Genomic DNA, 18,116 nt, shown 5'->3' on the forward strand with positions numbered 1-18,116 from the left:
CTCTACGCTACTGCGTGTGAGCGACGGGAACAACAGAACTCGCCTTGCTGAATGCACCTGCATAAATGAGCGCGACAAACGGCAGGCGAAAAAAAACCGCTGCGTTTAACGGCAGCGGTTTTTGTACCTGCGATGAACCCGGAAACTAACGCATCACGACGCAGTTTCCGGTGGGCTGATTAATAGCCCAGATCGAAGTTCTCTTCGCTCATGTCCATCAGGTTGTTGGCGCCCGACAGCATGGTTTCAACATGAGTGCGGGTACGCGGCAGGATGCGGGCGAAGTAGAAGCGCGCAGTCTGCAGCTTGGCCTTGTAGAACGCTTCTTCGCTGGTACCGGCAGCCAATTTCTCAGCAGCCAGACGCGCGATGTCAGCCCAGAAGTAAGCGAGGCAGGCGTAACCGCTGTACATCAGGTAATCAACCGATGCAGCGCCCACTTCTTCACGATCTTTCATCGCAGCCATGCCGACCTTCATGGTCACATCAGCCCACTCTTTGTTCAGTTTGGCCAGCGGCGCAACGAACTCGCTGATCGCTTCGTTGCCTTCGTTAGCCTGGCAGAACTTGTGCACGATCTTGGTGAAGCCTTTCAGTGCTTCGCCCTGAGTCATCAGAACTTTACGACCCAGCAGGTCGAGTGCCTGAATACCGGTAGTGCCTTCGTACAGCATCGAGATACGGCTGTCGCGAACGTTCTGCTCCATGCCCCACTCGGCGATGAAACCGTGGCCGCCATAAATTTGCACGCCGTGGTTCGCCGCTTCAAAACCAACTTCGGTCATGAATGCTTTCGCGATTGGAGTCAGGAAAGCCAGCAGTGCGTCTGCCTGCTTCTTCTCTTCTTCGTTCTGGCTGTACTTGACGATGTCGACCTGCTTGGCAGTGAAGTAAACCATTGCGCGGTTGCCTTCGGCGAACGCTTTCATGGTCAGCAACATGCGGCGCACGTCTGGGTGAACGATGATCGGGTCAGCGGCTTTTTCCGGCGCTTTCGGGCCAGTCAGAGCACGCATCTGCAAACGTTCACGCGCATATTTCAAGCCACCCTGGAAACCGGCTTCGGCGTGAGCCAGGCCCTGCAGAGCAGTACCCAGACGCGCAGTGTTCATGAAGGTGAACATACAGTTCAGGCCTTTGTTGGCCGGGCCAATCAGGAAGCCAGTAGCGCCGTCGAAGTTCATCACGCAGGTCGCGTTACCGTGGATACCCATCTTGTGCTCAAGCGAGCCACAGGTAACCGCGTTGCGCTCACCCGCGCCGCCTTCAGCGTTCGGCAGGAACTTAGGCACGATGAACAGCGAGATACCTTTGGTACCCGCCGGTGCATCTGGCAGACGTGCGAGCACGATGTGGACGATGTTGTCGGCCATGTCGTGTTCACCGGCCGAGATGAAGATCTTGGTGCCGGAAACTTTGTAAGAACCGTCAGCCTGCGGCTCTGCTTTAGTGCGCAGCATGCCCAGGTCAGTACCGCAATGAGGCTCGGTCAGGCACATGGTGCCGGTCCACTCGCCGCTTACCAGTTTGTCCAGGTAGGCGTGCTTCTGCTCGTCGGTACCGTGAGCAGCGATGGTGTTCATTGCACCGTGGGACAGGCCCGGGTACATGCCCCACGACCAGTTGGAAGTGCCAACCATTTCGCTGATAACTAGACCGAGCGACTCAGGCAGGCCCTGGCCGCCGTGATCGACGTCATGGGCCAGGCTCGGCCAGCCGCCTTCAACATACTGCTTGTAAGCTTCTTTGAAGCCAGTCGGGGTTTTAACGCCCTCTTCGCTCCAGGTACAGCCTTCGATGTCACCCACACGGTTCAGCGGAGACAGCACCTGCTCACAGAACTTGGCGCCTTCTTCAAGAATGGCACTGACCATATCTGGCGTGGCGTCCTGGCAGCCGGGGAGGCTCTGGTAATGCGCTTCATAGCCGAGCAGCTCGTCACGTACGAAGCGAATATCACGCAAGGGGGCCTTGTAATCAGGCATAGCGAATAACCTCTGCGGTGGTCGGTATGGATGACCGAATAAAAGGGTTCGATTACGGGTGAATCCCGCATGTCTGACCGCGACGAAACGCCACAATCAAACAGGTGTTTGAAACATACGTTTACGCCCCCGCCTTGTCAAGCACCTCAATCAGCCAGATGCAAATATCCCTCGCCCGCGCATTATCGGCAGCGCGATGCTCAAAAATGGCGCACGCGGGTTCGCGGGATGCAGTGATGAAACAGCGGCTGATAACGCATGTATGCCCCGTAAACCAAGGCATACGCCGCGTGGCATAAAGGAGGAATTAGGGTTTGAAGGTTTACGGGCTTATCAGAAATGGCGCGATGAGCTGGATGAGTGGCGCAGCCGTCTATCGGATTCAGATGAGTGAACCCAGTGATTTCAGCTTTGGGGCTAAAGCTGAAACCACATACGCCAATGGTATACGCCTGGTGATTGCGAGGTGCGCAGTCGCAGGATCAGACGCCCAGCACGGTTCAACACGCTGAAACGCCCATAAACTCACCCGTGAAAGACCAGCGCCTAGAGCGTCTCTTCGATCAGGCTGAACTCGAGATGCTGGGCAACGGCCGCTGGAGTCGGCTGTGCCAGACGCGGCACACGACCCAGGCAAGGCGCAGGCAAGCGCTCGGCCAGCGTGGCGAGATTTTCTTCAAGGCGCGAAGTGTCTGGATCGACGATATTGGCGACCCAGCCTGCCAGCTCCAGGCCGTCACGGGCGATGGCTTCGGCGGTCAGCACCGCGTGATTGATGCAGCCCAGGCGCACGCCGACCACTAAAACCACCGGCAACTTGAGGCTGATCACCAAATCGGAAATCGAAGCCTGTCCCGCCAAGGGCACGCGCCAACCGCCCGCGCCTTCGACCAGCGTGAAGTCAGCCCTTTTATCTATCACCGCCTGCACCGGCCCGCGCAGGCTGGCAACACTCAATTCGACTCCAGCTTCACGGGCTGCCAGATGCGGGGCAATCGCCGGCTCGAAAGCCAGTGGATTAACCTCATCGTATGTCAGTGCCAAGGTGCATTCGCCCAGCAGCGCCAGCGCATCTTCATTGCGCAGGCCTTCACGGGTTTTATGGCAGCCGGATGCAACCGGTTTGGCCGCGGCGGTTGAATAACCGGCCAGGCGTGCGGCATGCAGCAAGCCGGCGGCAATGGTGGTTTTACCGATTTCGGTATCGGTGCCGGTGACAAAAAATACTGCGCTCATACAGGTACCTCGCTGGCGCTTGCTTTGCGCAAAACGCCGTAAACAACTTGATAGGTCGCTGGCAAACCTTGCGGTTGGCGGAACTGCTCATAAGCCTTGAGCAAAGCCTGCACGCGCGCGCGGCCAGTCAGGCCGCCGGGACGCCCCGGATTGAGGTTGTGCGCCCCGAGCGCTTTGAGCTCATGGGTAAGGCTGCGCACATCCGGGAAATACAAGGTTTCAGGGCGGGTTTGCAGGCTCAAAAGCTGCAAGCCGCTGCTTGCAGCAAACCGTTGATAATCGTCGAACTGACGGAAGCGATTGACGTGCACAAAACCGTCTACCGCTTGCCAGCTGTCACGCAGCTCACACAGCGTGCCCACGCACAAGCTACTGAATGCCAGCACACCGTTGGGCCGCAACACGCGAGCGGCCTCGCTGAGCACGCTGGAGAAATCCGCGCACCATTGCAGCGCCAGGCTGGAAAAAATCAGATCGACCGAGCCACTGCGCAACGGCAGCTTTTCGGCGTCACCGGCGATGAAATGCCCGGCCCCTCCCTGAGGTTGAGCGTGTGCCAACATGCCCTCGGCAATGTCCAACGCCAAGCCGCTTGCCCCGGCGTATTGCGGCGCCAGCACGCGGCTGAAATAGCCGGTTCCGCAACCAAGATCGAGCCAGCGCTGTGGCTGCAAGTCGTCAGGCACTTGCTGCAATAACTGATGACCCACGGTGCGCTGCAATTCAGCGACGCTGTCGTAACTGCATGCCGCACGCGAGAACGAGGCGGCAACCTGACGCTTGTCGGGCAACGACGCCTGGATATATTCAGACATCGCTCACCTCGGTCAAAAACGCATCAATCGCTGCCGCCACTTCGTGCGGGCGCTCCAGCACAAAAGCATGACTGGCGTTGTCGATCAGTCCGATTTCGACATCCGCCAACAGATCGAGCAATTGCCCGGCAGCCGTAGCCGGCACCAGCGCATCGCTGCCTGCGAACAGATGCAGTTGCGGGCCGGCATAACCTTGCAGTGCCTCACGGGTATCCAGTGAAGCGAGTAAATCCAAACTGGCTAACAAGGCTGCTGGCGGACAATGCGGAGCGCCGCCAACCAGCAACCGCGAAAGCCCGCGAGCATCTGCCGCGCCCTGACTACAGAGCAGCGCAAATCGCTTGAGAATAGTTGCAGGCTCGGTCGCGCAGGCCTGACGGAAGGCATCGAAGGTTTCAGCCGCCATCGCACTCGGCCAGTCGTCCAGCGCAATGAAACTGCTATTACTGGCCAATGTCACCAAGCCAGGACAACGTTCACCGCGATAGGCCGCCAGCTCGGCCGCAAGCATGCCACCAAGCGACCAGCCACCCAACCAGGCATTGTCGGCCAGTCGGTCATCCAGTTCTTCGAGCCAGGCTTGCGGGTCGCTGCCTGGCAATTCTGGCAACGGTTCAATTTCGACGTGCAAGCGCTCATCGAGTCCGCGCAAGGCATCTGCCAACGGCTGCAATGGCGCCGTGCCCAAGCCCCAACCGGCCAATAGAACCAGGCGATTACGCATGCTCGGCCTCCATTATTGCGTTGCAGTCCGCCAACGCCTCAAGCAACACATCGAGCTGCTCGACACTGTGCGCCGCCGACAAGGTTACCCGCAGCCGCGCACTGCCAGCCGGCACCGTTGGCGGGCGAATGGCCGTGACCAGAATCCCGCGATCGCGCAGTAGCTGCGAAAAACGCATGGCGCGGTCACTGTCACCGATCACAATTGGCTGAATCGGCGTGGTGCTCTGCATTAACTCTAGGCCGATATTGCCGACCCCTGCACGAAAACGCTGAATCAGCGCATCCAGATGCTCGCGTCGCCAATGTTCGCGGCGCAGCAATTCAAGGCTTTTTAGCGTGGCGCAGGCCAGCGCGGGCGGCTGACTGGTTGTATAAATGTAGGGCCGGGCAAATTGCACCAGGGTTTCGATCAATTCCTGACTGCCCGCGACAAATGCACCAGCGGTGCCGAAGGCCTTGCCCAGCGTACCGACCAACACCTGCACAGCGTCCACGCCCAACCCGAAGTGCTCGGCAATGCCGCCGCCGGTTGCGCCCACAGGCCCAAACCCGTGGGCATCATCAACCATCACCCAGGCATCACGTTTTTTGGCCTCGGCGCACAGCGCTGGCAGGTCAGCCGTATCGCCGTCCATGCTGAACACACCGTCGGTGACGACCAGCGTGTTGCCCGTGGCCTTCTCTAGGCGACTGGCAAGGCTGGCCGCATCGTTGTGCAAATAGCGCGAGAAACGGGCATTGCTGAGCAAGCCGGCATCGAGCAGAGAGGCATGATTGAGGCGGTCTTCCAGAACCGTGTCGCCCTGACCAACCAACGCGGTAACCGCGCCCAGATTGGCCATGTAGCCAGTCGAGAACAGCAGCGCACGCGGACGCCCGGTAAAGTCGGCAAGCGCCTCCTCCAACTCGTGATGCGGCGTGCTGTGGCCAATCACCAAGTGCGAAGCGCCGCCGCCAACACCCCAGCGCGCAGCACCCGCGCGCCAGGCTTCGATCACCTGAGGATGATTGGCAAGGCCCAGATAGTCGTTGGAACAAAACGCCAGCAACTCGCGGCCATCAACCTGCACCACAGGACCTTGCGGCGACTCCAGCAAGGGACGCTGACGGTACAGATGCGCGGCGCGGCGCTCGGCTAGGCGTGTGGCGAGATCAAATGGCATAGCAGTCCCGAAGGTGCGCAATCACTAAAACCTGTAGCGGCTAAAGTGATTGCAGTAACAAGGCAGGCAAACGATTACGGGCGCCTGCAGACTCAAGAACATGAGCCTGCAGGCAGCGTTCACAGCAACGGCTCAAACCGCGGCGTTGTAGAACTGCTCGCTGCTTTTTTGTTCGATCAGGGCTTGCTCGATAGCGGCCTGATGCACTTCATCGGCGTGTTCCTCGCGTTCTTCCGGCTTGATGCCCAAACGCGCGAACAGCTCCATGTCCTTGTTGGCTTGCGGGTTGACCGTGGTCAGCAGCTTCTCGCCGTAGAAAATCGAGTTGGCACCGGCAAAGAACGCCAATGCCTGCATCTGGTCATTCATCGCCTCACGGCCGGCAGAAAGGCGCACATGCGATTTCGGCATCATGATCCGCGCAACCGCCAGCGTACGGATGAAGTCGAATGGATCCACGTCCTTCTCTTCAGCCAACGGCGTGCCTTTGACCTTGACCAACATGTTGATCGGCACCGACTCCGGATGCTCAGGCAAGTTGGCCAGCTGAATGAGCAGGTTCGCCCGGTCATCCAGCGACTCGCCCAGACCGAGAATCCCGCCGGAGCAGATCTTCATGCCGGAATCACGCACATAGGCCAGTGTTTCCAGGCGATCCGCGTAGGTGCGCGTAGTAATGATGTTGCCGTAGAACTCAGGTGAAGTGTCGAGGTTGTGGTTGTAGTAATCCAACCCGGCATCAGCCAGCGCTGCGGTTTGCTCTTTGTCCAGCTTGCCCAGCGTCATGCAGGTTTCCAGGCCCAGCGCCTTGACGCCTTTGACCATCTCCAGCACGTAGGGCATGTCTTTAGCCGAAGGATGCTTCCAGGCAGCGCCCATGCAGAAACGAGTCGAGCCGATGGCTTTGGCGTCGGCAGCAGCTTGCAGGACTTTCTGTACTTCCAGCAGTTTTTGTTTTTCCAGGCCGGTGTTGTAGTGGCCGGACTGCGGGCAGTACTTGCAGTCTTCCGGGCAGGCGCCGGTTTTAATCGAAAGCAAGGTTGAGACCTGCACGCGGTTGGCATCGAAATGCTCGCGGTGCACGGTCTGCGCCTGAAACAACAGGTCGTTGAAAGGCTGCTCGAACAGTGCTTTGACTTCAGCTAGCGACCAGTCGTGACGCGTTGCGATAGATGCGGTTGCATTCATGAAAGAGTTCCTTCGACGCTTGGCGGCGTCTGTTGTCAGGGATAACGGCCAAAGCGCCGCAATTCAGGCTTAAGGCATCATAAGTTGTGTATTGACGCTGTCAACCCAGAGCAAGACACAGGTTTACATCTGATCAATTATTGATCTAGCGTAAGCAGCCATCACCCTAACCACGCCACAGCACATACACCCGACAAGGAGTCGCCATGAGCCCGCTGAAAACGCTATCCGAGCGGATGCTGCGCGCCTTGAACTGGCGGGCGTCAGGCAGGTGCCTGCTTTGCGATGCCAACGCAGACAATCCGCCGCTGGCTATCTGCAGTGGTTGCGAAGCTGATCTGCCGTGGCTGGGCGCGCATTGCTTGGTATGCGCGCTGCCGCTCACCCATCACGGCCTGACATGCGGTGAATGCCTGAAACGTCGGCCGTCTTTTGCACGGGTAGAAGCGCCCTGGCGCTATGAATTTCCAGTGGCGAGCCTGATAAACCGCTTCAAACACCGGGCCGATATGCCGTTCGGGCGACTGTTGGCAGATTTGCTCACCCAGCATGTGCAGCACGCACTGGATCAGGGCCTGCCGAGGCCGGATGGCCTGATTGCGGTACCTTTATCGCGAACAAGGCAACGCCAGCGCGGCTTCAATCAGGCGCAGATGCTTAGCCAGTGGTTGAGCCGACAGCTGCATATCGACACATTAAAAGACGTACTGATCCGCACCGCCGACGCCCCCGCGCAGCAGCAACTTGATGCCAGATCGCGTAAACGCAACCTGCGCCACGCCTTTAACCTGCACCCAGATGCCTCGGTCAACGGTTTGCATCTGGCCCTGGTTGATGATGTGCTCACCACCGGCGCCACAGCCGACACCCTTGCCCGCCTGCTGTTGCGTGCAGGCGCCACACGGGTCGATGTTTACTGTTTGGCACGCACGCCGAAACCGGGTGATAGCACTTGAGCGTGCCTCGCTAAGCGCGGCTTGACTTACGCCAGCCTAAACGCCACTTTGCCCGACAACCGCCTCACTCAACAGAATGCCCATGTCTTTACCCAGCCTGCTCGCCCAGTACATCGTGCGCCGCCCACAGCGCATCGCCCTGCTCCAGCACATTGCCGAGCAAGGCTCGATTACGCGGGCAGCAAAAAGCGCCGGCCTGAGTTACAAGGCCGCGTGGGATGCGATTGACGAGTTGAACAACCTGGCCAACCAACCGCTGGTCGTGCGCAGTGTGGGCGGCAAAGGTGGCGGCGGCGCCAGATTGTCTGCCGAAGGCGAACGCGTGCTGCGTTTGTATCAGCGCCTGCAATTGCTGCAAAGCCAGATACTCGAAGCGGCAGAAGATGCAGACGACCTCGATCTGCTCAGTCGCCTGATGCTGCGCACCAGCGCTCGCAACCAGTTGCATGGACGAATCCGGCTAATCGACAGCCTTGGCCACAATGACCTGATTACGCTGGAACTCGCGGGCGGGCTGACATTAACCGCGCAAATTACCCGCGACAGCACGCACACCCTAGAACTGCAACTGGGCGCGCCGGTATTGGCGCTGATCAAGGCCGGCTGGCTTGAACTGCACCCCGTCGATGCACCGGCAATACCGGGCAACAACAGCCTGACCGGGGAGATCAGCGAGATCCTTGATGCCGAAGATGGCCCCACCGAAGTACGCATCCGCCTGAGTAATCAGCAGACCCTCTGCGCGCTGGCCCAGCCCGAGCATTTGCAAGTGTTGGCACTCAAAACAGGAAGCGCTGTGCAGGTGCAGTGCGCGCCGAGCAACGTTTTGTTGGGCACCCCGATTTAAGCGCCAATTGCGTAACACAGCTGCAACAATAACTTCACACAGGGTCTCTATGGTGGCTGCACCACCGGCAAGGAGCCTGCCATGAAGCTGTTAGACGACCTGCAATCCAGCGACTTTGAAAACCTGACCCAACTCAGCCGCCGCCGCTTTATCGGGGCCGGTGCAGCCTGCGGCGCCGCGCTGTTCCTCAGTGGCAATCTGCTCAGCCGCAGCGTGATGGCAGCAACCGCAAATGCCGGTTCCAGTGCCTTGCTCGGTTTTGTCAATATTGCCGCGAGCACCGCCGACACCATCAGCCTGCCCGCTGGCTATACCTCGTCGGTATTGATCAGTTGGGGGCAGCCGCTGCACACGGGTGGCCCGGCCTTTGACCCGCACGGCAAAAACACGGCGAGCGATCAGGAAGTACAGTTCGGTGACAGCAACGATGGCATGAGCCTGTTTGCCATGCCCGACGACGAGAATCGGGCACTGCTGGCGATCAATAACGAGGCCACGGACTACCGCTTCCTGTTCGCCCATGGCAAAGCGCCGCAGTCCGCGGAAGATGTGCGCAAGGCGCTGGCCAGTGAAGGTGTTTCGATCATTGAGGTCGAGCGCCGCGGCCAATCCTGGCAGTTCGTGCAGGGCTCGCCTTTTAATCGTCGCATCCACGGTAATACCCCGATCCGCGTAAGCGGCCCGGCGGCGGGGCACGACTGGTTGAAAACCGCAGCCGACAGCAGCGGTATCGAGGTGCTCGGCACATTCCAGAACTGCGCCAACGGTCAAACGCCGTGGGGCACCTACCTGACGTGCGAAGAGAACTTCACCGATTGTTTTGGCAGCAGCGATGCTCAGCAAGCGTTCACCCCGGCCCAGCAGCGCTATGGCGTAAGTGTTGAGAGCGAAGACATCAACTGGCATCAGCACAATGAGCGCTTCGATCTGGCGAAGCATCCCAATGAACTGAATCGTCACGGATGGATTGTCGAGATCGACCCATTCGACCCGCAGTCTGTTCCGGTCAAGCGCACAGCACTCGGACGCTTCAAGCACGAGAACGCAGCCTTTGCCGAAACCAAGGACGGGCGCGCCGTGATTTACATGGGCGACGATGAACGTGGCGAGTTTATTTACAAGTTCATCAGCCGGGACAAGATCAACCGCAAGAACCCTAAAGCTAACAAAGACCTGCTGGATAACGGCAGCTTTTATGTCGCGCAATTTGATGCCGGTGACAGCGACAAGAATCACCCGAAAGGTCATGGTAGCTGGATCGAACTGCGCCACGGCAAGAACGGCCTCACCGCCGCCAACGGTTTTAACAGCCAGGCCGAGGTGCTGATCAATGCCCGCCTCGCTGCCAGCATCGTCAACGCCACGCGCATGGATCGCCCGGAATGGATCGTGGTCAGCCCGATTGATGGCAAGGTTTACTGCACGCTGACCAACAACGCCAAGCGCGGCAATGAAGGCCAGCCAGTGGGCGGTCCGAACCCGCGGGCCCATAATATCTACGGCCAGATCCTGCGCTGGCGCGAAGCCAACGACGACCACGCCTCCACCGCACTGGTCTGGGATTTGTTCCTGATTGCCGGCAATCCACAACAGCATGCAGGTTCGCCGCAGGCGGGCTCCGGCAATATCACGGCGCAGAACATGTTCAACAGCCCGGACGGCATGAGTTTCGATGCGGCGGGACGTTTGTGGATTCTCACCGATGGCGACAGCAGCAACAGCGGCGACTTTGCCGGCATGGGCAATAACCAGATGCTCTGCGCCGATCCGGCCAGCGGTGAAATCCGCCGGTTCATGGTTGGCCCGGTCGGCTGTGAGGTCACCGGAATCAGCTTCACCCCAGACCAGCGCACGCTGTTTGTCGGTATCCAGCATCCAGGCGAAAAAGGCACCTCGACCTTTCCCGACTACCAACCCAACGGCACACCGCGCTCCTCGGTGATCGCCATACGCCGCGAAGATGGCGGGATCATCGGCAGCTGAAAAAACAGCACCAGCGCCACTGAGAACGGTCGCGATTGAACGGCGGAAACAGCAAGAACCAGCCGCTGCAAATGGGCGTCCAAAGCCTGTTGCCAGAGCGCTAATATGTGCCGAAATACTTCTTCAGCGCTTGCGTAGTACGCGCCACCCGCGCCTGCGTTACCATGGCCGCCTAATCGCAGCAGCCAGCTGCGCGAAGGAGCGGTCATGTCTCACCCATTTGCTGCACTTACACCCGATCTGGTACTGGATGCAGTTGAAAGCATCGGCTTTCTGAGCGATGCGCGCATCCTTGCGCTCAACAGTTATGAGAACCGGGTTTATCAGGTGGGCATTGAGGATGAGACGCCGCTGATCGCCAAGTTCTACCGGCCAGATCGCTGGACCGACGCCGCCATTCGCGAAGAGCACAGCTTCACGTTTGAGTTGGCGGAATGCGATGTGCCGGTGGTTGCGCCGCTGGCGATAAACGGTGAAACCCTGTTCGAACATGCCGGTTATCGCTTCACCCTGTTCCCGCGTCGGGGTGGCCGCGCGCCAGAGCCGGGCAACCTCGATCAGCTTTACCGACTGGGGCAATTGCTTGGGCGCATGCACGCCGTGGGTTCGACCAAGCCGTTTGAGCACCGCGACACCTTGACGGTCAGCAACTACGGTCACGCCTCACTGGCCACCTTGCTGGAGGGCAACTTCATACCCAAAAGCCTGCTGCCGGCCTATGAATCGGTCGCGCGCGATTTGCTCAAACGTCTGGATGAACTGTTCGCCAACAATCCAGTAATCGCCATTCGGGTACACGGCGACTGTCACCCGGGTAACCTGCTGTGCCGTGACGACACCTTCCATATGGTCGACCTCGACGACTGCCGCACCGCACCCGCCGTGCAGGACCTGTGGATGATGCTGGCCGGTGAGCGCCATGAACGCCTGGGGCAACTCTCGGAACTCATGGACGGCTATCAGGAATTCCACGATTTCAATCCGCGCGAATTACCGCTGATTGAAGGCCTGCGCGCACTCCGCCTGATGCATTACAGCGCTTGGCTGGCGCGGCGTTGGGATGATCCAGCGTTCCCGCACAGCTTTCCCTGGTTTGGCAGCGAGCGCTATTGGGGCGAGCAAATCCTGATGCTGCGTGAGCAGATGGCTGCGCTCGATGAAGAACCGCTGAAACTGTTCTGAGCACAGGCCGCGATTGCAAGCCCGTACACAGCCCCAGCCATTAATGCTGAGCGACTGTGACGGGCTTTTTGCTGAATGAATAAAACAGGTTCGGTTCGCTGATCACGTAAAGATTGCCCAAGGTGTCCATCGTCACACCTTCGGCTTGCGGCACGCTTTCTTTGACATCGCTGAGGCCGCTCAAGAATGTGCGGCTGCTGACCAGGTCCCCGTCGCTATTCAATTCGAACAGCGCCTTGCTCTCATCGCTGAGTAGCAGCAAATGCCCGGTCACGGGATCAACATGCACCGCCGACAGGTCGGTCGAATAAACGCTGCGGTCGAGCCACTCGCTCAAATCGCGAACCTCCAGTTGCAAGTTGCCGGCAAGGGACTCACGCACGCCGGTAATTGCAAACAGCTGGCGCGGATCACGCTCCTTAACCGCATACAGGCGATCCTCAACCGCGTCGTAGGCAATGCCTTCCAGGCCTTTGTTTTCGGTGTCGGACTGATTAAGGCCCAAGGTCACGTTGTGCGCATTGTTGCGGTTAATCGGTCCAGGCGTCGCGGGCATCGTCAAAAAGCTGATGCTGTGGCTGCGCTCCTCGACAACGGCCACCAAGCCATCGCCCATATAGGTAATGTCTTCGGTGTCTTTGAAACCAATCAGTGGATAACTCGCCAGCACGTTGGAGGACTTATCCATCGCGACGATCTGCATCGGCCCGGAGTTGGTAATGGCCAGCAAACGGTTCTGATCGTAGTCATAGGTAATGCCCGACAAATCATCCGGAACGCCTGCCACCGGCAACGCCTGCAGATCAACACGGTAATCCGGCAGCCAGATTGCGTTATCTATGCGTGTGCTGGCTTGCGCCATGTCGACCCAGTTGAAGTAGATACGCTCCTTTACCCGTAATACTGAAGCAGCCGTGAACACCAACGCCGCTGCGCACACACCAGCCAGAGCGGCTTTACGTGGGTGCAATACGCACCAGGATTTGAGCTGACTAAAAATAGAAGTACTGCTTTTCAAAAGACCCGTCCCAACTCATTTAAAGCACCGAAGCACTCGGTTAAAAATCTGAATGTCACCCGCAAAAAAGATAGGAATCGCGAGTGCCGGTGCATTTTGCATGCACACATATGACAACAATGCGAATAGGCGTTCCCCGATGTAAAAAAAGGCTTACGTTTTTGTGTGGCCACGGGCCGACAATAAAGCTGAACAACCAGACAAAAAGTGCAGCGCAGACTAGAATTGGCACTTTCGTTAGCACCCTAAGCAAGGACTCTCATGGCCACCGCCAATCCGCAGCGCGGATATATTCTCGGCCTCACGGCATACACGATCTGGGGTTTATTCCCGCTGTACTTCAAGGCCATCTCCGAAGTGCCTGCACTCGAAATCATTGTCCACCGCGCTGTGTGGTCGGCAATTTTCGGTGCCCTGCTCTTGCTGGTGTGGAAACACCCCGGCTGGCTGCGCGAGCTGCGCGCCAACCCCAAGCAGTTTGCGGTTTTAGCGCTGAGCGGCGTACTGATTGCCAGTAACTGGCTGGTGTACGTGTGGGCGGTCAATCATGGGCGCATGCTTGAGGCCAGCCTTGGCTACTACATCAATCCATTGATCAACGTTCTGCTGGGCATGCTGATTCTCGGTGAGCGCCTGCGTCGCTTGCAGTGGATTGCAGTTGGCCTTGCCGCGCTCGGGGTACTGCAGCAGTTGTGGCAGGTCGGCAGTATTCCTTGGGTATCGCTGGTACTGGCCCTGACATTCGGTTTCTACGGCCTCATCCGCAAGCAGGCGCCGGTGAAAGCGCTGCCTGGTCTGGTTGTTGAAACCTGGATGCTGTTGCCGCTGGCGATTGGCTGGATCGTACTCAACCCCAGCGCGATGAGCAGCAACCCTGAATTCTGGACAACATCCGAGGCGTTCTGGCTGATCGCTGCCGGACCGATTACCTTGGTGCCGCTGGTGTGCTTCAACGCAGCGGCGCGGCATCTGCCTTACACCACACTGGGTTTCCTGCAATACCTGGCACCGACGCTGGTATTGCTGCAGGCCGTATTCCTGTTCGGCGAGACATTCGATTCGAGCAAACTGCTGGCCTTCATCTGCATCTGGGCCGGGTTGGTGATTTACAGCGTGGATGCGTGGCTCACACTGCGTCGCCGGCCGCCCATCGAACCGCAAGCCTGACCAAAACCGTCGCCGCAATGCTGTGGCGACGGCCTAAATTCTGATCAAAAAACACTCAAGTCGATGCAACCCATAGCGCTCATGGGCTGCATCGACTCATCCCAAACTTATCCACAGAGGCATCCCCAGCCGTTGTGCACAAGCTGAAAACCCTGACTGTTTTTTGATCAATCCTGACAAAACCTTGCAGCACTAAGAGCGCAAGCGGGTCTCCCCAGTTTATCCACAGGCCTACGCACGCAGAACTTGGATAGTTGTGTGTAGCGCCATATACGCCGCTACAAAACTCCAAGCACTAGCTTTCGGCGCGGATATTCAGCTCGACCATCAGATCATCCGCCAGGGTCTCCAGCTGGATTTTCAGCGCATCTAGGGTCAGCGACACAGGCACTGCCAGCATGGCTTCGGCGTGGAACAGTGGCTCACTGCTCATCGGCGCCGGCATAACATCAGTGATCAGGCTTTCGACGTTGACCCCAAGCTCGGTCAACAGACGGGTGATGTCGCGAACAATGCCTGGCCGGTCATTGCCGACCAAATCCAGCAGCACCGGCTTGGCCACACACGACGGCTCATCACCGCTCGGCGCCAGCAGAATACGAATGCCGTGAATGCTCAGCCCCTGCAGCGCCTCGACCAACTCGGCATGCGACTCGGCAGGCACGGCCACGCGCAGAATCCCGGCAAACTGGCCGGCCATGCGTGACATCCGGCTCTCAAGCCAGTTACCGCCGTGATCAGCGATGCACTGCGCAACACGCTCGACCAACCCGGGCTGATCCTGAGCAATTACCGTGACGACTAAATGTTCCATTGTGAGCCTCGCGTTTGTGGAGATAGACATGGGACCGCAAGTGTCTGCGCCCATTCAAACTAACTGTTTGCTCGCGCAGGCAAGCCTAGCCAATAGGTGTAGAACGCATTGTCGCGGCAATAACCCAGGCGCTCATAAAGTGCTTGGCCCGCCGTGTTGTCCTTGGCTGTTTCAAGTTGCAAACCGCAGACACCCGTGCTTTCGCCGTAGTTGCGGGCCGCATTCATCAACCCCTCCCCAACTCCCTGACGGCGCGCATGGGGCGCGACATATAAGTCGCTGAGCAACAGCGCAGGCGCCAGATGCAAGGATGCGAAGAACTTATAGAGCTGGACGAAACCGAGGGCTTTAGTGCTTAAGTCGCGGGCGATGAAGATGATCGACTGACCTTGTAGCAATCTGTCATGCAAAAAATCGCTGACCTGCTGCGTGCTTTTCTCGACCCCATAGAAGTGCAGATAGGCTGAAAAAAGTGGGCTTAAATCATCCAGATCGCTAAGCGTCGCCTGCTCTATATGCATTGAGGAGCTCCTGTTCAGTTCCACCTCAGTATAGGTGGGCAAAGCAAGATCGACGAACGTATAGAATCTAGAAGCAATTAATCGTGTACCGTTTCCGCACTTTTATGAAACAATATTGACCTTCTTTGCACACACAACATTCCTTGCGTGACTAGAAATCGACTTTCGGTCGGAGTACGACGCGCTTGCGACTGATTTTCCCAAGATCTTGATGTAGTATGCCGCGCCGTGGACTACAAGACTGTTTCCGGCAGTCCGTCGTGGCTATTGAGTAAAGCTGAACAGAGTGAGGCAAGTGATGACTGAACACGTTCAAGTAGGTGGCCTGAAGGTTGCCAAAGTGCTGTTCGACTTCGTAAACAACGAAGCCATCCCCGGTACCGGCATTGCTGCCGACAAGTTCTGGGCAGGCGCTGAGGCTGTGATCAACGATCTGGCCCCAAAAAACCGCGCTCTGCTCGCCAAGCGCGACGCTATTCAAGCGCAAATCGACGGCTGGCATCAGGCTCGCGCCGGCCAGGCTCACGATGCAGTGGCCTACAAGGCTTTCCTGCAGGAAATCGGTTACTTGCTGCCTGAACCGGCTGAGTTCGCCGCGACCACCCAGAACGTCGACGAAGAAGTCGCGCGTCTGGCGGGTCCGCAACTTGTAGTGCCGGTCATGAACGCACGCTTCGCCCTGAACGCCTCGAACGCGCGCTGGGGCTCGCTTTACGATGCGCTGTACGGCACCGACGCGATCAGCGAAGAGAATGGCGCCGAAAAGGGCAAGGGCTACAACAAGGTTCGTGGCGACAAGGTTATTGCCTTCGCTCGCGCGTTTCTCGACCAGGCAGCGCCTTTGGCTGCAGGCTCGCACGTTGACTCGACAGGCTACCGCATTGAAGGCGGCAAGCTGATTGTCAGCCTCAAAGGCGGCAGCAACACCGGCCTGCAAGACGATGCACAGCTGATCGGTTTCCAGGGCGACGCAAGCGCTCCGGTAGCCGTGCTGCTCAAGCACAACGGCCTGCACTTCGAAATTCAGATCGACGCCAACACTCCGGTTGGCAGCACTGACGCCGCTGGCGTTAAAGACGTGCTGATGGAATCGGCGTTGACCACCATCATGGACTGCGAAGATTCGGTAGCCGCCGTAGATGCCGACGACAAAGTCGTGATCTACCGCAACTGGCTCGGCCTGATGAAGGGCGACCTGGCTGAAGAAGTCTCCAAAGGTGGCACCACCTTCACCCGCACCATGAACCCGGATCGCGTTTACACCCAGGTTGATGGCGGCGAACTGAGCCTGCACGGCCGCTCACTGCTGTTCGTGCGTAACGTTGGCCACTTGATGACCATCGACGCGATCATCGACAAAGACGGCTTTGAAGTGCCGGAAGGCATCATGGATGGTCTGCTGACCAGCCTGATCGCCATCCACAACCTCAACGGCAACACCAGCCGCCGCAACACCCGCACCGGTTCGATCTACATCGTTAAGCCGAAAATGCACGGCCCGGAAGAAGTCGCCTTCACCACCGAACTGTTCGGCCGTGTAGAGCAGGTGCTGAGCCTGCCGGTTAACACGCTGAAAGTCGGCATCATGGACGAAGAGCGTCGCACCACCGTCAACCTCAAGGCGTGCATCAAAGCGGCCAGCGAGCGCGTGGTGTTCATCAACACTGGCTTCCTCGACCGTACCGGTGACGAAATCCACACTTCGATGGAAGCTGGCGCCGTTGTGCGTAAAGCAGCCATGAAAGCCGAGAAGTGGATTGGCGCTTACGAAAACAACAACGTCGACGCTGGCTTGGCAACGGGCCTGCAAGGCCGTGCGCAAATCGGTAAAGGCATGTGGGCCATGCCTGACCTGATGGCCGCGATGCTTGAGCAGAAAATCGGCCATCCGATGTCCGGCGCCAACACCGCCTGGGTTCCGTCGCCGACTGCTGCCACCTTGCACGCGCTGCACTACCACAAGGTTGACGTATTCGCCCGTCAGGAAGAACTCAAGAGCCGCACACCGGCTTCGGTTGATGACATTCTGACCATCCCACTGGCCGCTGATACCAACTGGTCTGCCGAGGAAATCCAGAACGAACTGGACAACAACTCGCAGGGTATTCTGGGTTATGTAGTGCGCTGGATCGACGCGGGCGTTGGTTGCTCGAAAGTGCCGGACATCAGCGATGTCGGCCTGATGGAAGACCGCGCCACACTGCGTATTTCCAGCCAGTTGCTGGCTAACTGGCTGCGCCACGGCATTGCCACCGAAGAGCAGATTGTCGCCAGCCTCAAGCGCATGGCGCCGGTGGTTGACCGTCAGAACGCTAACGATCCGACCTACCGCCCACTGGCACCGGACTTCGACAGCAACATCGCCTTCCAGGCTGCGCTGGAATTGGTCGTCGAAGGTGCCAAGCAACCAAACGGCTACACCGAGCCGGTTCTGCACCGTCGTCGTCGTGAGTTCAAGGCTGCCAACGGCCTATAACTCACCTTTGACGTGAACCGCTGAAGAAAACGGCCGCCC

General features: G+C 58.4%; 15 protein-coding genes. 6 read left to right on the forward strand and 9 right to left on the reverse strand.

The annotated features are described in order from the left end of the window. Positions 1-179 precede the first annotated feature (179 nt). The 6 genes from PMYSY11_RS18735 to bioB form a co-directional block, all read right to left on the reverse strand. Positions 180-1,985 carry a phenylacyl-CoA dehydrogenase gene (locus PMYSY11_RS18735; RefSeq protein WP_069898145.1) on the reverse strand — a complete coding sequence of 602 codons (1,806 nt, stop codon included), beginning with the start codon at positions 1,983-1,985 and terminating at the stop codon, positions 180-182. Positions 1,986-2,531: 546 nt separating this feature from the next. After that, complete coding sequence (gene bioD / locus PMYSY11_RS18740; protein WP_150547702.1) at positions 2,532-3,221, reverse strand: dethiobiotin synthase; 690 nt, start codon at positions 3,219-3,221, stop codon at positions 2,532-2,534. Beyond that, the gene (bioC, locus tag PMYSY11_RS18745; RefSeq protein ID WP_150547703.1) at positions 3,218-4,036 is read right to left on the reverse strand and encodes a malonyl-ACP O-methyltransferase BioC; all 819 of its coding nucleotides are present in this window, start codon (positions 4,034-4,036) and stop codon (positions 3,218-3,220) included. The genes bioD and bioC overlap by 4 nt, the downstream gene beginning before the upstream one ends. Next, complete coding sequence (locus PMYSY11_RS18750) at positions 4,029-4,760, reverse strand: alpha/beta fold hydrolase (RefSeq protein ID WP_150547704.1); 732 nt, start codon at positions 4,758-4,760, stop codon at positions 4,029-4,031. The genes bioC and PMYSY11_RS18750 overlap by 8 nt, the downstream gene beginning before the upstream one ends. Continuing rightward, entirely contained in the window at positions 4,753-5,925 is a 1,173-nt protein-coding gene (gene bioF, locus PMYSY11_RS18755; protein ID WP_150547705.1) for an 8-amino-7-oxononanoate synthase, read from the reverse strand. Before bioF ends, PMYSY11_RS18750 begins: the two co-directional genes overlap by 8 nt. Positions 5,926-6,057: 132 nt before the next feature. Further along, positions 6,058-7,113 carry a biotin synthase BioB gene (gene bioB, locus PMYSY11_RS18760; protein ID WP_090509445.1) on the reverse strand — a complete coding sequence of 352 codons (1,056 nt, stop codon included), beginning with the start codon at positions 7,111-7,113 and terminating at the stop codon, positions 6,058-6,060. Positions 7,114-7,349: 236 nt separating this feature from the next. On the opposite strand from bioB, the gene PMYSY11_RS18765 reads away from it, so the two are divergent. The 4 genes from PMYSY11_RS18765 (at position 7,350) to PMYSY11_RS18780 (ending at position 12,081) form a co-directional block, all read left to right on the forward strand. Next, positions 7,350-8,069, forward strand: a complete 720-nt coding sequence (locus PMYSY11_RS18765) for a ComF family protein (RefSeq protein ID WP_150549612.1) — start codon at positions 7,350-7,352, stop codon at positions 8,067-8,069. A gap of 82 nt (positions 8,070-8,151) precedes the next feature. Next, positions 8,152-8,916, forward strand: a complete 765-nt coding sequence (locus PMYSY11_RS18770; protein WP_150547706.1) for a TOBE domain-containing protein — start codon at positions 8,152-8,154, stop codon at positions 8,914-8,916. Positions 8,917-8,997: 81 nt separating this feature from the next. Then, on the forward strand, positions 8,998-10,899 hold the full coding sequence (locus tag PMYSY11_RS18775) for a PhoX family protein (RefSeq protein WP_150547707.1): 1,902 nt from the start codon (positions 8,998-9,000) through the stop codon (positions 10,897-10,899). 207 nt (positions 10,900-11,106) lie between these two features. Then, a complete protein-coding gene (locus PMYSY11_RS18780; protein WP_150547708.1) occupies positions 11,107-12,081 on the forward strand; it encodes a serine/threonine protein kinase in 975 nt (324 codons plus the stop codon). Positions 12,082-12,121: 40 nt separating this feature from the next. Here the strand turns inward: PMYSY11_RS18780 and PMYSY11_RS18785 are convergent, their stop codons facing one another. Then, the gene (locus PMYSY11_RS18785) at positions 12,122-13,099 is read right to left on the reverse strand and encodes an SdiA-regulated domain-containing protein (RefSeq protein ID WP_150547709.1); all 978 of its coding nucleotides are present in this window, start codon (positions 13,097-13,099) and stop codon (positions 12,122-12,124) included. Positions 13,100-13,360: 261 nt separating this feature from the next. Here PMYSY11_RS18785 and rarD point away from each other — a divergent pair, with 261 nt between their 5' ends. After that, complete coding sequence (gene rarD, locus PMYSY11_RS18790; protein WP_150547710.1) at positions 13,361-14,266, forward strand: EamA family transporter RarD; 906 nt, start codon at positions 13,361-13,363, stop codon at positions 14,264-14,266. 295 nt (positions 14,267-14,561) lie between these two features. Here rarD and PMYSY11_RS18795 read toward each other — a convergent pair whose 3' ends face one another. Together PMYSY11_RS18795 and PMYSY11_RS18800 are read right to left on the reverse strand one after the other, a co-directional pair. Next, on the reverse strand, positions 14,562-15,080 hold the full coding sequence (locus tag PMYSY11_RS18795; RefSeq protein ID WP_069898157.1) for a glycine cleavage system transcriptional repressor: 519 nt from the start codon (positions 15,078-15,080) through the stop codon (positions 14,562-14,564). Positions 15,081-15,139: 59 nt separating this feature from the next. Next, positions 15,140-15,601 (reverse strand): GNAT family N-acetyltransferase, encoded by a 462-nt coding sequence (locus PMYSY11_RS18800; protein WP_150549613.1) that lies wholly within the window; start codon positions 15,599-15,601, stop codon positions 15,140-15,142. A gap of 298 nt (positions 15,602-15,899) precedes the next feature. Here PMYSY11_RS18800 and PMYSY11_RS18805 point away from each other — a divergent pair, with 298 nt between their 5' ends. Next, a complete protein-coding gene (locus tag PMYSY11_RS18805; RefSeq protein ID WP_069898159.1) occupies positions 15,900-18,077 on the forward strand; it encodes a malate synthase G in 2,178 nt (725 codons plus the stop codon). Positions 18,078-18,116 lie beyond the last annotated feature (39 nt).

The sequence above is a fragment of the Pseudomonas marincola genome (genome assembly GCF_900682675.2).
Taxonomy (GTDB): domain Bacteria; phylum Pseudomonadota; class Gammaproteobacteria; order Pseudomonadales; family Pseudomonadaceae; genus Aquipseudomonas; species Aquipseudomonas marincola.